Genomic DNA, 16,355 nt, shown 5'->3' on the forward strand with positions numbered 1-16,355 from the left:
CTTTGAGGCTGCCATTTTTTTTGGCTACTCCCCAATCATGAAGTTTGTGTGACATCCGTTCGGTCCTGCGCCTCGCCAACCGCCTATGACGTAACAGCAGGTTCTACTCGGCCTGCGGCCTCTTGCGCCAATTGAAAAGGACCTAGTAGTGATGCTCGTTCGCCAAGCCCGTCGCAATACCCGTTCTCTATCTGTCCGCCGTGACACTGCGCGTTCGGTGGACCCGGCGCAGTGGTTGCTCAAGCCGCTGGCGCAGGCGATTGCGCTGTGCCTGGTGGCCGGCAGTGCCGAGGCGGCAACGGCGTTCAGTTCCAGCTGGTTCGCCGCCAAGGGCGCAGCGCAACAGGCCGCGGCATCGCGACCGGGTGGCGGCTTGCCGGGCATGACACCACCGTTGGCGCAACAGCAACGAGCCAGGCAACAGTTACAACGTTCAGTGCAGACGCTCAACAACACCGTGGCCGCCATCGCCGCGCAACAGGCTGCGCAGGCCGCCGGGCGGGCAGCGGCGTTCGCCACCGTACAGTTCGTGCCAGACGGCCTGGGCGAGGGTGGCTTGAAAGTCGATACCGGCCTGGCCCAGGGTTGGCAGAACGCCAAGGGGCCGCAGCAGACCCAGGCCAATGGCAAGACCACGGTGAAGATCGAGCAGACCGCCGACAAGGCCATTCTCAACTGGGAAACCTTCAACGTCGGGCGCGACACCACTGTGGAATTCGCTCAGCAGTCGAACTGGGCGGTGCTCAACCGCGTTAACGACCCAAGCGCACGGCCGAGCCAGATCCAGGGCCAGATCAAGGGCGACGGCACGGTGATGCTGATCAACCGCAACGGCATCGTGTTCAGCGGCACCAGCCAGGTCAACGTGCGCAACCTGGTGGCGGCGGCTACGAACATCAGCGATGCCCAGTTCCGCGATCGCGGCCTGTATTACGACAGCACCGGCAGCCAGCCGACCTTTACCGATGCCGCCGGCAAAGTGCTGGTGGAGCGCGGGGCGCGGATTGAAACCCACAAGCCGACGCTGTCCACTGACTCCGGTGGTTACGTCTTGCTGCTGGGCAACGAAGTCGAGAACGCCGGTTCCATCAGCACCGCCAAGGGCCAGACCGTGCTCGGCGCGGGTGACCGCTTTTACATTCGCAAAGGCTCGGGCACCGAAGGCAATGGTTTCTCTACCACGTTCGGCAGCGAAATCACTCCGGGTTTCAAGGCCGGTGGTTCGGGTAGGGTCAGCAACACCGGGCTGATCCAGGCATCGACCGGCGACATCACCATGACCGGTCATGAAGTAGCGCAAAACGGCGTGTTGCTGGCGAGTACCGCGGTGAATACCCGTGGCACGATTCATTTGCTCAACCCCGCTACCGACGCCAGCGGCAGCGTGACCCTCGGCCAGGGCAGCGTCAGCGCGATCATGCTCGACAGCAGTGATCTCACTGCCTTCGATAGTCAGCACGATGCCGCATTGACCGGGGTGACGCTCAACAACCGTATCCGCAGCGACCAGTCGCGCATCGACATCGGCAGCGGCGGCACCGTCGAGTTTCAGAACGGTTCGGTGACGCTTGCCACCGGTGGCCAGGTCGCGGTGGCGGCGGGGCAACGCAGCCTGGTGCGCAACGGCGCGCTGATCGATGTCTCGGGTGCCCTCGGCGTCAAAGTGGCGATGGAAGCCAACAACATCAAGATCAACGTGCAAGGCAACGAGCAGCGCGATTCATCGATCAACCGGGAAAGCGGCGCACTCAACAGCAATGACGTGTGGGTCGATGTGCGCGAGCTGATCTTCGTGCCGGCCGGCACCAACGGCTATGCCACTGACCGTTGGTACACGGCCGGTGGTCTGCTGGAAGTCGGTGGTTACCTCGGCACGCAGGGGCACAGCATCGGTGAGTGGATGGCCCAGGGTGGCACGGTAAGTTTCACCGGCAATGACGTGGTGACCGAGAAGGGTTCGGTGATCAACCTGTCCGGTGGCACGCTCGATGTGCAGAGCGGTTTCATTCGCCAGAGCTGGTTGCGTGGCGCCGATGGCCGTTTGTACGAAGTCTCGCGGGCACCGGGCGACATCCTCTACACCGGCCTCTACAAAGGTTATGAAGACCATAGCGAACGCTGGGGCCAGACCAGTTATTTCTTCAACCCGCTGATCGCGCCGAGACAACGTTTCGAGTCCGGTTACTCGGTTGGACGCGACGCCGGGCAACTGGTGATCGCCACCAACAACGCGGTGCTCGATGGCCAGTTGGTGGGCGAAGTGTTCCAGGGCGAACGTCAGAACCAGGCGCCTCGTGCCGGGCTCGACGGCTATGACCAGGCGCAGACTGCCATGGCGCGCCGGGCACAGTTGATCGTCGGTACTTATGATCCAAGTTGGTCGGCCACCACCAACGGCCTGGTGTATCAGCATCTCGCCATGCTCGATCAGGTGCAGATCGGCGGTGAGCGTCCCGCCGATGGCAGCGACCTGGGGTTGACTGGCGCGGTGTCCGATGACCGCAAAGGCAAGCTGTTCCTTGATACCGACATGCTCAATGGTTTCCGTCTGGGCGCGTTGAAAGTCGCGGCCAAAGACAAGGTTGAAGTCAATGAAGCCGTGACCGTGGACACCGGCGGTGACATCACCCTGTACGGGCAGGACGTGCAGATCAATGCCGACCTGACCGCCCGCGCTGGCAGCCTGCATCTGGGTAACCAATTGGCGCAAACGAGCAAACCCACGGATACGACCGTGGCCGAAGGTGTGCACCTGGACACCCGTGGTCTGTGGGTGAACTCGCGTGTCGATCCGACCGATGCCAACAACCTGGCCTATTTGAATGGTGGCCTGGTGTCGATCCGCAGCACCGGCGATATCACCGTGGCCAGCGGCAGCGTTATCGACGTTTCGTCCGGCGGCGCGGTGTTGAGCAATGGCAAGACCCGGGGCGGCAAGGGCGGCGACGTCACCCTTGAATCCAGTGCAGACACCCTGCCGGGCCAATCGAAATTGATCATGGACGGCGAAGTGCGCGGTTACGGCGTCACGGGCGGTGGCACACTGAAGATCCAGGCCAACAAGGTGTTGATCGGCGAGTCTGACGACCCACTGGCCGATCACACCTTGCGACTGGCGGCGGATACGTTCAACAAGGGGTTCTCGGCCTACAACATCATCGGCCTGACGACCCTGCAAGTGGCGGACGATGCGGTGGTCGACGTGTCCATGCCGGTCTACCGTTTTTCCGATTCGGCAGCGAACCAAGCCGGTGGTGCCGATCCGCTGACGGCATTGGAGCTGTGGACACCAAGCCTGTTCCAGGAGAACCCGGCCAAAGGCGTGCTGACCCAACGCGGCGGCGCGAGTCTGTCACTGCAAGCGGGCGGCAGCCAGATCAACCAGATAGACCCGCTGAACAGTTTGTTGACCATCGGCCAAGGCGCGCGCATCAGCGTCGATCCCGGCCAGCGCATCAACTTGCGCAGTGCCGGGCAGCTCACTGTTGACGGTGAACTCAACGCCTGGGGCGGCACCCTCGACATTCGTCAGCAGCAGTTCGGTTCGATCGATGTTGAAACCTCGCAGCAGGAGGCGGATCCGACGGCCCATACTCGTTCGATCTGGATCGGTGACCATGCGGTGCTGGACGTGGCGGGACGCGCGACCACGGCGGTCGATGCGCTCGGCCGGGTCTACGGTCAGGTGGGCAAGGGCGGCAGCATCATCATTGGTGGCGAGATCGACGCCAAAAAGGCCACCGCGACGTCGGCGGATGCCTATGTGATCGTGCGGCCGGGCGCTCGTCTGGAGGCGTCCGGTGCCGAGGCCTTGCTGGATATTGCCGGCGCTGGCCCGACCCGGGTCGCCACGGACGGCGGGCGAATTGCCTTGAGTTCCTACAACGGGTTGTTCATCGACGGCACCCTGCGAGCCGGCGCTGGCGGGGCTGGTGCAGCCGGGGGACGTCTAGAGATCGCCCTCGATTCGCCGTTGTATCGCGATACTCAGGGAAACAACGCTGTTCGGGTCGCCAGGGAGCTGATCATTGGCCAGGGGCCGGACGACGTGCGGCTACCCGCCGATTTGCGGCCTGGAGAGGCCGCTGCACCGTTGCGTTATGGCTACACCCGACTGAGCGCCGATCAATTGATGACCGGCGGTTTCGATAGCCTGAGTTTGCTGAGCAACGGCCTGCTGACGTTCGACGGTGATGTCGATCTGCACATGAACCAGAGCCTGAGCCTGTACGCCGGATCACTGTCCCTCGCCGAAAGCTCCAAAGATACCGCGCGCATTAATCTGGCAGCGCCTTATGTGCGTCTGTCGGGGTTGGGTGAGTATTACAGCCCTCCCAGCGCGTTAACCCGCCCTCGAGTGCTGAACACCCCCACCAACCGGGTATCGGCGGCGCAGTTCAGCGCCACCGCGAATTTGCTTGATCTGGGCAACGCCTTCTCGTTCGGTAGCGACGGGCTGATCAAGTTGCTCAACGGGGCGACCACGGCGGTCAGTCGCCGCAGTTTTGACCTGGTCACCCTCGACAGCAGTGGCGACATACGATTGCTCGCAAAACCGGATTTCCAGACGGGTTCCAGGGTGTGGACAGCGGGCGATATGCACTTGCGCGCGGCACAGATCTATCCGGGCACCCGAGTCTGGTCCGATATACGCGCCGGGTATCAGAGCGAGAGCAGGATAGATCCCGACCGTACGCTGAGTATCAGCGGCAATGGTGCGGCACCGGCCGTGCCGCCTTATTCCGTGTTCGGCAGGCTGAAACTGTACGGGGGGAATATCGAGCAAGGCGGGGTCATTCGCGCCCCCTTGGGTTTGATCACGTTGGGCAACGATGCGTTTGGCGATACCCGGGCCATTCACTTGCTGCCGGGCAGCGTGACCTCGGTCAGTGGCGCCGGACTGGTCATGCCGTATGGCGGCACAACCGATGGCACCGACTACCGATACAACGGCCAGTCAGTGGTGCTGCAAGGGATTGCCAACGAGAATACCGGTGTGGTCCTGAGTGCCCAGTACGTCGACGCGCAAACGGGTTCGCTGATCGACTTGTCCGGCGGCGGAGATTTGCGTGGAGCCGGGTTTGTCTCCGGACGTGGCGGCTCTACCGATGCGCGTTTCAACCCACTGGTTCGCAACGCCGCTGATGGCACCTTCAGCCTGCCGGGCCTGAGCAGTAACCCGGTGTATGCCATCGTGCCAGGCAATCAGAACGCCTATGCACCGATGCTTGGCGAGGCGGGCGCCAGTGATCCACGCATTGGCCAGCAGATCAGCATCGGTGCCGGTGTTCCAGGCCTGGCAGCGGGTACTTACACCCTGTTGCCATCGACCTTTGCCTTGCTGCCCGGCGCCTTCCGGGTCGAAGTCAGCGGTCAGGCAGCGCCGGGAGCAATCAACGGCGCGCTGAAAATGCGCAATGGTTCCTGGGCAAGTTCCGGGCAGATGTCGATTGCCAACACCGGGCTGCGTGACAGTCTTTCCAGCCAGGTCATCCTGACCTCGGCGGATGTGCTGCGCCGCTATTCCCAATACAACGAAACCAGCTACAACCAATTCGTTAACAGCGATGCTGCACGTCGCGGGGTGCCGCGCGGGCAGACGACCCTGGACGGCAAATCACTGACGTTTTTGTTCAAATCAAGTGATCGTGACACAGCCCTGGATTTCAACGGCAAGGCATTGTTCGCTGCCGCCGAGGGCGGTGTGCTCGGCACCGCAGCGGTAAGGGGATCATGGGCTTTTGAAATTCTTGGCACTGGGGCCGTCAGCACTCAGGGCTTCGACGGTGTTTCGTTGTATGCCGACGCCCTTAACAATCTCGGTGCCGGGCGTTTGGCCATCGGTGCAACGCCGTTTGTGCAATACGACACCGCGGGCAATTTCATTCAATTCAGAGGTGATACCAGGAGCATTGCCCTGCGCGAGGGCGCGATGCTCTCGGCACCTGAAGTCGTCCTGTGGACGACGGGCCTCAATGGCGGCATCACCCTTGAAGCGGGGGCGGGCATCAATACGCTGGGGCGTGGGAACGTACCCTATGACTCCACGGCGGGCTTCATCTATCAACCAGGGCAAGCCAGCCTGTTGATGGTGTCCAACGGCTGGACCAATGTGCTGGCGCCGGACGCTGGCACAAACGGAGGAGGCGCCGGCAGTATCCGGATCGGCACCTGCCCGGCGCAGGGTTGCATCAATCCTTCGTTGCTCTATTCCAACGGCAGCATTACCGCAGCTACCGACAATCAATTTGAGTTGGGCGAAGCGGTGCGTTTCGGTACTCGTCACCTGGCGTTGGCCGTTGGCGCGGTGAACGCCGGCAGCGCTGAAGCGCTTGCGGCGGCGAGCGGTCGCTTGCCGGCCGGCCTGACCCTGAACCAGAACGTCCTCGATCGACTGCTGCGCGGCGACACGCAGTTCGGTGCGCCGGCTCTGGAAACCCTGAGCCTGACCACCCGCGATTCATTCAACTTCATCGGCAACGTGACCCTCGACACCCTGGACCCACAAACGGGCAAGAGCAGGCTGGAAAACCTGATACTGGTGACGCCGGCTGTTTACGGCCTGGGCGATGCCAGTGATGTGGCGACCATTCGCACCGCCAACCTGATCTGGAACGGCGCGACCCAGGCCCCCGGCACCGTGGTCAACGGCGGCGCAGGCACCGGCCATGGCACGCTGAATATCGAGGCGCAACGCATCGAGTTCGGCTATGGTCCGAATCCGCAGCCCAATGGCCTGGACCAGAACAATCGCCTGGCGCTGGGTTTTGCCAACGTCAACCTCAATGCCAGCGAACGCATCACCGCCAATCACAAGGGCAGCCTGGCCGTTTACGAACAGCAGGGCGCTTACGACCCGGTCAAGGGTTATGCCTACAGCGGCGGCAACCTCAACCTGCGCACGCCGCTGCTCACCGGTGAAGCCGGCTCGGTCAACCTGCTCAAGGCGGGCAACAGCCTGACCCTGACGTCGCCAACCGGCGACCACACTGCCGTTGCCGATGCCTTGGGCGCGGAGCTGAATCTCGAAGCACGCAACGTGTTGCTGGACGGCCGCATCGTGTTGGCCAGCGGCAAACTGGTGGTCAAGGCTGAAGATGATCTGACCCTGGGCAGTGGCGCTTATCTGGACGTGGCCGGACGCACGCTGCCGTTCAACGACGTGAAGAAATACAGCTGGGGCGGCGACGTGGCGCTGTACAGCAGCAACGGCAATATTCGCCAGGCCGCTGGTTCACGCATCGACCTGTCAGCGGTCAACAATCAGGGCGGCAACCTGAGCGCCGTGGCATTGGCGGCGGGCGCCGGGGTGGTGGATCTACAGGGGGAAATCCTCGGCAGCAGCAGCGGCTATTACGACGCGGGCGGCACCTGGGTGCCGTACAAGGCGGGCGGTGTGGATATTCGCGCGCAGCAGCTGGGCAGCAGCGGTGACCTCAACGGCGAATTCGCCGCGCTCAACCAGCGTTTGAATGTCGGACAGGTGTTCGGCAGTCGCAGCTTCCAGCTCAAGCAGGGCAACCTGGTGATTGGTGACGGGCTCAAGGCTGGCGAGGTCAATGTCTCGGTGGACAACGGCAGCCTTACCGTCGTGGGCCTGATCGACGCCAGTGGCGAACGCGTCGGCAGCATTCGCCTGTCGGGCAAAAATGGCCTGATCGTGACTGGCAGCGCAGTGCTCGATGCCCATGGCCAGATGTTGCGGGTCGACAGCTACGGCAAAATCATCGACGCGCCGAACCGTGCCATGATCGAACTCAATTCCGGCGATGGCCTGTTGACGCTGGCCTCCGGGGCGCGGATCGATTTGCGTCACGGCACCGACGTCGCCATCGGTAATTTGCCGGGGCAGCATGACGGTCGTTTGCGCGGCACACTAGAGCTCAACGCACCGCGTGTGGGTGCGGGTGATATCGCCATCGATGCCAGCGGTGCGCTGAACATTCAGGGCGCACGCTCCATCGGGCTCAACGCCACGCGCCGCTACATCGATTCCGCCGACGGCACCGACCCGGCCGCCAGCGGTCGTCCGTACCAGGTCATCGACCAGGCTTATCTGGACGGCATTCACGTCGACAGCACCGCGTTCATCAACGCAGCCCTGGCCAATACGGATTTGCTGCAACGCAAACTGGCCGGCCTGAATAACGCTGCCTACGCCGATGCATTCCACCTGCGTCCCGGCGTAGAAATCGCCAGCAAAACCGCTGACGGCGATCTGGTGGTGCAAGGCGATCTGGACCTGTCCGGCTACCGTTACGCCAGCCTCAACCCGCACACGCAGAAAACCTCGGTCTACGGTTCCGGCGAGTCCGGCAGCCTGGTGATGCGTGCCGGTGGCAACCTGGACATCTACGGCAGCATCAACGATGGCTTCGCCCCACCTGCGGAAACCGTGGACGACGCCGGCTGGAAACTGCTGTCCGGTGTGCAGCCATTCGGTGGCGATCTGATTGTGCCGGGTGCGGGTGTGACTCTTGCTGACGGCACTCAATATACGGTCGGTGCAACCTTGAACTACGACCTGCCGATCCAGGCGGCGGCGATGGTCAGTGGAACGCTGTTGCCAACTCAGGGCGTGCTGGCCGACACATACACGTTCAGCGCCGGCACGGTGTTGGCGGGGGCGGTGCATAACGCGGCGGGCAATCTGTTGTATGCCGCCGGCACCTTGCTGGGGGCCGACGTCACCCTACCGGCGGGCAGTCGTCTCGGCGCGGGTACACGGCTGAACAAAACCACCGCGATGCAAGCCATGCTCTGGCCAAAGGGCGTGCCGCTGCCGGGTACTATTTTCGACAACGCGACGGTTGGCGTAAAACTCAGTGGTTCGCTGGCGTTGTTGCGCGGTTCGCTGATTCCGTCGATGACGGATGTGAAACTCGCTGATGGCACCGCTTTTATCGAGTTGCGCCCGCTGATTGGTACTCAACAAGGCCGTAATTGGGCGGTGGCGAGCATGCTGCCATCAGGTAGCGCGTCCTGGTCGATACGCACGGTGGCGGGGGCGGATCTGGAGGCGGCCGACAGTCGAACGGTGAACCCCCTGACTGTCGAAGGCAACTTGAGGCTGGCAGATACTCACTATGGTTTGAACGTGACAAGTGGCGCAGCAAGACTGGTGTGGGCTGAAGGTAATGGTTGGGGCATGCCTGCGTTCGAACCTGTTTCTGATGAGTACATGTTGATTTGTGCCGAGTGGGACCCTGGCGCCTGTGTACCGATGGCGCGATGGACCTGGGCTCCTGGCAACTGGGTAGGTATGCCTGATTACGCACCGGTAAAAGACGATGAGCTTTCGCTTTGCCAGAGCTATCCGGAGGTTTGTGTCGAGACCGTCGTGGGGCAAACAGCCAAGGCACATACGCAAATGTTCAGCGTGTTGCGCACAGGCACCGGTGATCTTGACTTGATCGCCAGCGGCAATCTGAGCATGGACTCACCGTTCGGCGTGTACACCGCCGGCACCCAATCCGACAATGTCGACCCACGTTACAACCTGCCTCGCGGTCGGCTGTCTGACGATGGTTCGGTATTGGGCAGCGCTGGCAGTGACTATGAAAAATGGGTCAATGGCGGCAGCGATAGCCTGTATCAGGCCTGGTTTCCACAGATGGGCGGGAACCTGACAATCAATGCGGGCGGTTCTGTGTCCGGTGATGTGGTTGGACGCAGGCTGGCGGCTCCTACGCGGGTTCAAAACCCAAGCGTTGCCGTAGGTAACTGGCTGTGGCGCCAAGGCTCCGGCACCAGCGATGTGCCTACTGCCTGGTGGATCAATTTCGGTAGCTATGCGACCCAGCCGCTTCTTACATCAGATGCAGACCCTGCACCCTATCTCGTGGGTTTCACCGGTTTCGGCACGCTCGGTGGTGGCAACATCAGCCTGCGGGCGGGTACTGACAGTGGGATGCTTAGACCGCTGGGGGCATCTACGGGTACGAATCAGGCCGCACGCAGCCAAGGACTGATTGTGGCTGTAGGTAGCACCGGGCGTGTGGGCAGCGACGGCAACCTGCAACTGACCGGTGGCGGTGACATGGATATCCGCATCGGCGGCACGCTCAACCCGTCACTGCAAGCCAGGGCGGGAGCGACCGGTGTCGGCACACCTATACATGATCTGCAGGGTGCGCTGATTAACCTGCGGGGAGCTGCACAATTGAGCGCTTCGGCGGTGGGTGGAATCCAAATGCAGTACGGTTCATTTTCCGGCAACCAGGACCAGCGCGAGGCTCGCGGCTACGATCCGTTTACGGCCACCACCAGCAGCGCGACCGGCGGCCTGGTGTTGATTCCGGGGGACTCGGGCATGCAGCTCAATACCCGAGGTGATCTGGTGTTGGGAGGCGCGGCGGACCCTGGTCGGGTAGTACTGCAGAACTCCACATCGTTCACTACGCCTGATGGGGTGGTGCATGCGGGCGGTGGTTTGACAGGCTTCTCGTTGTGGACCGATCACACAGCCATCGATCTTTTCTCGGCGGGAGGCAATCTCACGCCAAGTACATTGATGGCTGAAGCGATCAACAATTCAACGATCCCCGGCGGTAGCAATACTTCACCCACCGATAATCGATTCGTTATCCCCTCGATCCTGCGTGCAGTCGCCGGGCAAGGTTCAATCTATGCCGGTCCGTCTGCTGGTTTCTATGGTGGGGGGAGTAACTATCCGGGCATTTCGTACTCCTTGTTGTTGGCACCCTCACAATCCGGGCAGCTTGAATTGCTGGCAGGGGATTCCATCTATGCCGGTGGCTACGCAATCAATCAATCGGGTGCCAGCCCGCTGTCCATCGCGACGCCATTTACGCCTGCGTTCAATGGTTATGCCAAGGATGGTCAGCGAGTGATAACGCTGATGTCCAATAGCGGCGCTGATGGCGTCTCGCCCGGACTCAACAGCCGTTATCCATTGTTCGCCTTCGGTGCCGAGAGCTATTCAGGCTTGAATGGGGTTCAGGCCCCTGCGCGGTTCTACGCGCTAACCGGCGATCTGGTTGGCGTTCGCAGTGGCGAAACCTTGAGTTTCAGCAACTCCAAACGCACCTGGTACGAAGCGGCCGGGCCGGTCTGGATGTTGGCCGGACGCGATATCGTCGCGTCGGGTACAACCGTCGGACAGCCACAGGCCGTGAACCGCGATGGTATGGGCAACAGCAGTGACACCATCACCGCCACGGGCAACCTGTTCATCCACAACAACGCAAACGACGTCTCCCGCGTCTCCGCCGGGCGCGACATCATCTACAGCAGCTTCGACATTGCCGGCCCCGGCACGCTGGAGATCAATGCCGGGCGCAATATCCTGATGGAAGAACGCGCCAGCATCACCAGTATGGGGCCAGTAATGGCGGGTGATAACCGTCCGGGTGCCAGCCTGGTGTTGCAGGCGGGTGCAGGGGCCGACGGCCCGGATTACGGTCGCTTCATCGCCCGTTACCTGGACCCGAAAAACCAGGCCGTTAGCGGCACGCCGCTCAACGGTCAGCCTGGCAAAGTGGTCAAGACTTACGATGAAGAACTGCTGTCCTGGCTGACCCTGGGCTACGGATTCAACGGCAACGCAGATCAGGCACGGGCGTTCTACGCCGCACTGCCGAGCACCGAGCAAGCCGTGTTCGCACGTCAGGTGTACTTCGCCGAGTTGCGTGCCGGTGGCCTGGAATACGCCGATGCAAACGGTCCGCGCCAGGGCAGTTATCTGCGCGGTCGCAACGCGATTGCGGCGTTGTTCCCGACTACCGATGTGGCGGGCAATACCATTCGCTACGACGGCGACATCACGTTGTACGGCGGCGCAGGCGTGAAGACGCTGTTCGGCGGTGACATTCAGATGCTCACCCCCGGCGGTGGCCAGGTGTTCGGTGTCGAAGGTGCGGCGCCGCCGTCCACGGCGGGGATCGTCACCCAGGGCGAGGGCAACATTCAGCTGTATTCCCAAGGTAGCATCCTGCTTGGGCAGAGCCGGGTCATGACCACGTTCGGCGGCGGCATTCTCGGCTGGTCGGCCGAAGGCGACATCAACGCCGGCCGGGGTTCGAAAACCACCGTGGTGTTCACGCCGCCCAAACGGATCTACGACACCTGGGGCAACGTGACGCTGTCGCCGACCGTGCCGAGCACCGGTGCCGGTATCGCCACGCTCAACCCGATTGCCGAAGTGCCACCGGGCGACATCGACCTGATCGCTCCGCTGGGCACGATCGATGCGGGCGAGGCGGGGATCCGGGTGTCGGGCAATATCAACATCATCGCCTTGCGGGTGGTCAACGCGGCGAACATTCAGGTCCAGGGCGAGTCGTCAGGCATCCCGGTGACGGCGTCGGTGAACACCGGCGCAATCACGTCGGCCAGCTCCGCGGCAACATCCGCCACGCAAGCGGCCGAGGACATGTCGCGTCAACAGCAGGCGGCGGCACGCAAAAACCTGCCGTCGATTGTGACCGTGCAGGTGCTGAGCCTGGGCACCGAACCGCTGACTCCGAGCAGTGATGGTGCCAGTCGAGCGCCGACGCCGGGGTACAACCCCAACAGCCCGGTGCAGGTGCTGGGCGCCGGTGTGCTGGACGAGCGCGCGCGGGAGCAGTTGACGGAAGAAGAGCGGGGCAATCTGACGTTGTAGCGCGCCATCCAGGAGCACCAGAGGCGACCTTCGGGTCGCCTTTTTTATGCCCTGAGTTTCACCCCGTCCCACAGGGTTTTAGGTATGCCGCTGAATCTTTGAATGAAGCTTTCATGACAAAAGTTCGGTAGCACATCGCCCGTCCGGTCATGCCTATGTGACGTGCTTGAGGCGGCCGAGAGGCCACTTTTCCAGCCGATGGCGGGACGCCGGGAGCAGGGCAATCAAGCCAGCCTGCCGCAGTGCAGACGGTTACCGGTATTTCGAATTCAGGGGGTGATGTGGATCATTTTTTCAAGTCACGGCTGGCGCTGTGGGGCTGGCTGCTGGTGACGGCAGGCGCGCAGCCGGCGTGGGCGGAGCAGAGCGCTGAGCTGTTGGAACCCAAACCGGTGGACGTCAACGAATACTTCGTGCGTGGCAACACAGTGCTAGATGCCCGCACGATCGAGGAAGCGGTGTATCCGTTCCTCGGTCCGCAGAAGAATCTGGCCGACATCGAAGGCGCCCGCGATGCGTTGCAGAAGGCTTATCAGGCCAAAGGTTATCAATCGGTATTCGTCGAGTTGCCGGAGCAGAAAGTCGAGGACGGCATCGTCTATCTGCAAGTTAGCGAAACCAGGATCGGCCGGGTGCGTGTGGTCGGCGCCAAGCACTATTCGCCAGTGGAAATTCGCGACGACGTACCGGCGCTGAAAGAAGGCCAGGTGCCGGACTTCGCCCAGGTGCAGACAGAACTTGCGCAGCTCAACAAGAACCCTGGGCGCCAGGTGATGCCGCTGGTACGCGAAGGCCAGCGCCCCGGAACCATGGATGTCGATCTGGAAGTTGAGGACCAGGACCCATGGCAGGCCAGTCTCGGTTTGAACAACGACTACAGCGCCGACACCGAAAAATTGCGCAGCGTTGCGAGCCTTGGCTACAACAACCTGTGGCAGTTGGGCCACAGTGTGTCGCTGACGTTCTTTACGGCCCCTGAAGATACCTCCAACGCCAAGGTCTGGTCGGGCTCCTACACCGCGCCGCTCAGCGAGCGCTGGAGCGTGCAGTTTGCCGGTTACCAGTCCGACAGCAACGTCGCGACCATCGGCGGCAGCAACGTGTTGGGCAAGGGCCATTCCTACGGCGTGTCGGCGATCTACACGCTGCCGTCCAGTGGCAACTGGTCCAATTCGCTGTCGGCCGGCATCGATTTCAAAGACTTCGACGAGCAACTGGACTTCGCCGGTGACAGCGACAAGGTGCCGCTCAAGTACGCGCCGTTCACCTTCGCCTACAACGGCTTTCGCTACACCGAAAGCTCGCAGCTGTGCCTTGGCCTGAGTCTGGTGGCCGGTACTCGCAGCTTCCTGGGTTACGGCAGTTCCGACGAAGACTTCGACTACAAACGCTATCGCGCCAGTCCCAGTTTCGCCGTGCTCAAGGGCGATACCAATTACACCTACACCTTCGGCAACGACTGGCAGACCGCGAGCAAGGCTGCGTTCCAACTCGCCTCTGGGCCGCTGGTATCCAACGAGCAATTTTCCGCCGGTGGCGCCACGTCGGTACGCGGTTATCTCGCAGCCGAGCGCACTGGTGACGACGGCTATCTGTTGAGCCAGGAACTGCGCACGCCATCGCTCGCCAAGTACCTGGGCACTTACGTGCAGGAGTGGCGCTTCTATGCCTTTGCCGAAGGCGCCCAGTTGTACCTGCGCGACGAACTTCCCGATCAAGACGCCGATTACGCCTTGGCCAGTGTTGGCCTGGGCACCCGCGCGAGCTTGAGCAAATGGCTGTCCGGCAGCCTCGATTGGGGCTACCCGCTGCTCGAAGGGCCGAATACCTCGAAACAGGAATCGCGCCTGCATTTCAACCTGCAAGCGACGTTCTGAACCTACGGAGACATTTTCATGCAGCGCATATTTCTGGCTTTCCTGATGTGCCTGAGCTTCGTGCTCCCGGCCACCGCCCAAGCGTGGTGGCAGGACGATTGGCATTACCGCAAACAGGTTTCGGTGGACACCACGCCCCAAGGCGCGGCGATCAACGAAGCGCTGGGCCGCACTGCGTTGTTGGTGCGTCTGCACACCGGCAACTTCACCTTCGACGGCGTCAAGGAGGACGGCTCCGACCTGCGCTTCGTCGCCGCCGATGACAAGACCGTGCTCAACCATCAGATCGAAAGCTTCGATGCGCTGATGGGCATGGCGCTGGTGTGGGTAGACGTACCGAAAGTCGAGGGCGGTCAGCGTCAAGACATCTGGATGTACTACGGCAACCCGAAAGCTCCAGCCACCGGCAACGGCCAACTGACGTTCGATCCGAACTACACCGCGCTCTACCATTTCGACGGCGCCACCGGCACCCCGGCCAAAGACACCACCGCCTATGGCAACACCGCGCAAAGCGCCACCGGCGCAAGCATCGACGGCGTGATCGGTCGTGCCTTGCAGTTCAGCGGCCAGCCGCTGTTGTTGCCGGCCAGTCCATCATTGCAGCACAACGCAGGCAGTGCGTTCACCTTCAGCGCCTGGTTGAAACTGGAACAGGCCAATGGCGAGCAGCTGATTCTGGCCCGTCGTGAGGGCGAACAAAGCCTGCTGGTTGGTTTGAACCAGGGCATGCCGTTCGTGGAAATCGACGGTCAGCGTGCGATGTCGACCCTGCCATTGAACCCCGGTCAATGGCAGCACCTGGCGCTGACTGCTGAAGGCAGCAAAGTCTCGCTGTACATCAATGGCCGTGAAACCGCGAGTCTGGCGCTGGCAATGCCGGCGTTCAATTCGGTCATGGCGATTGGCGCTGATTTGTCCGCCAGCGTTTACCTGCCGTTTGCCGGCGCGATCGATGAGTTGCGTCTGTCGAAGGTCGCCCGTCCCGCCGCGCAGTTGCTGGCCGATGCCAATTCCCAGGGCGCTGAATCGAAACTGGTGGCTTACGGTGTCGATGAAGAGCAATCGGGTTACGGTTTCGGCAGTCTCGGTTTCCTGCTCAACGCGGTGCCGATGGACGCCTGGGTGATCATCGCGGTACTGGTGCTGATGATGTTCCAGTCGTGGATCATCATGGTTCGCAAGAACCGCATGGTCAGCCGTGTCACGGCGGCCAACGAAGCGTTCCGCGAGCAATTCGCCAAGGTCGGCACGCGCCTGGAAATGTTCGCCGACGACCAGGACCTCGCCCAGCGTTTGCGGGACTCTTCGCTGTGGCGCCTGTATCAGGTGGCGGTCAAGGAAATCCGTACCCGCCGTGAGCAAGGCGCTGATACCTCTTCCGTCTCGGCGGCCACCATCGAAGCGATCCGCTGCTCCATGGACGGCGTGCGCACTCGGGAAAACCAGGCACTCAGCTCGAAACTCTCGACCCTGTCCAACGCCATCGCCGGCGGCCCTTACATCGGCCTGCTCGGCACGGTGCTGGGGATCATGGTGGTGTTCCTCGGCACGGCCATGGCCGGCGACGTCAACATCAACGCCATCGCTCCGGGTATGGCCGCCGCGTTGCTGGCCACGGCCATGGGCCTGTTCGTCGCGATCCCGGCACTGTTTGGCTACAACCGCCTGATCACCCGCAACAAGGAAGTCAGTGCCGACATGCGCGTATTCGTCGACGAGTTCATCACTCGCCTGGCGGAGATGCACGGCGAGAGCCAGTTCAGTGAATCGGCACATCGCCGTGGCAATCACTCCGGCGCCCAAAACAGCAGCGCCCATCACACCAACGCCCAAGCACCGGCCTGAGGAGC

At 62.1% G+C, this 16,355-nt stretch carries 3 protein-coding genes; all 3 read left to right on the forward strand.

All coding sequences use genetic code 11. The features are described 5' to 3' along the window. Positions 1-151: 151 nt before the first annotated feature. The 3 genes from ACM110_RS04680 (at position 152) to ACM110_RS04690 (ending at position 16,350) form a co-directional block, all read left to right on the forward strand. The gene (locus tag ACM110_RS04680) at positions 152-12,625 is read left to right on the forward strand and encodes a filamentous haemagglutinin family protein (protein ID WP_416126801.1); all 12,474 of its coding nucleotides are present in this window, start codon (positions 152-154) and stop codon (positions 12,623-12,625) included. Positions 12,626-12,906: 281 nt separating this feature from the next. Further along, entirely contained in the window at positions 12,907-14,502 is a 1,596-nt protein-coding gene (locus ACM110_RS04685) for a ShlB/FhaC/HecB family hemolysin secretion/activation protein (RefSeq protein WP_416126802.1), read from the forward strand. An 18-nt stretch (positions 14,503-14,520) separates the two neighbouring features. Next, positions 14,521-16,350, forward strand: coding sequence for a DUF2341 domain-containing protein (locus ACM110_RS04690; protein ID WP_416126803.1), 1,830 nt, complete (start codon positions 14,521-14,523; stop codon positions 16,348-16,350). Positions 16,351-16,355 lie beyond the last annotated feature (5 nt).

It is taken from the genome of Pseudomonas sp. NFX98 (assembly GCF_047784845.1).
Classification (GTDB): domain Bacteria; phylum Pseudomonadota; class Gammaproteobacteria; order Pseudomonadales; family Pseudomonadaceae; genus Aquipseudomonas.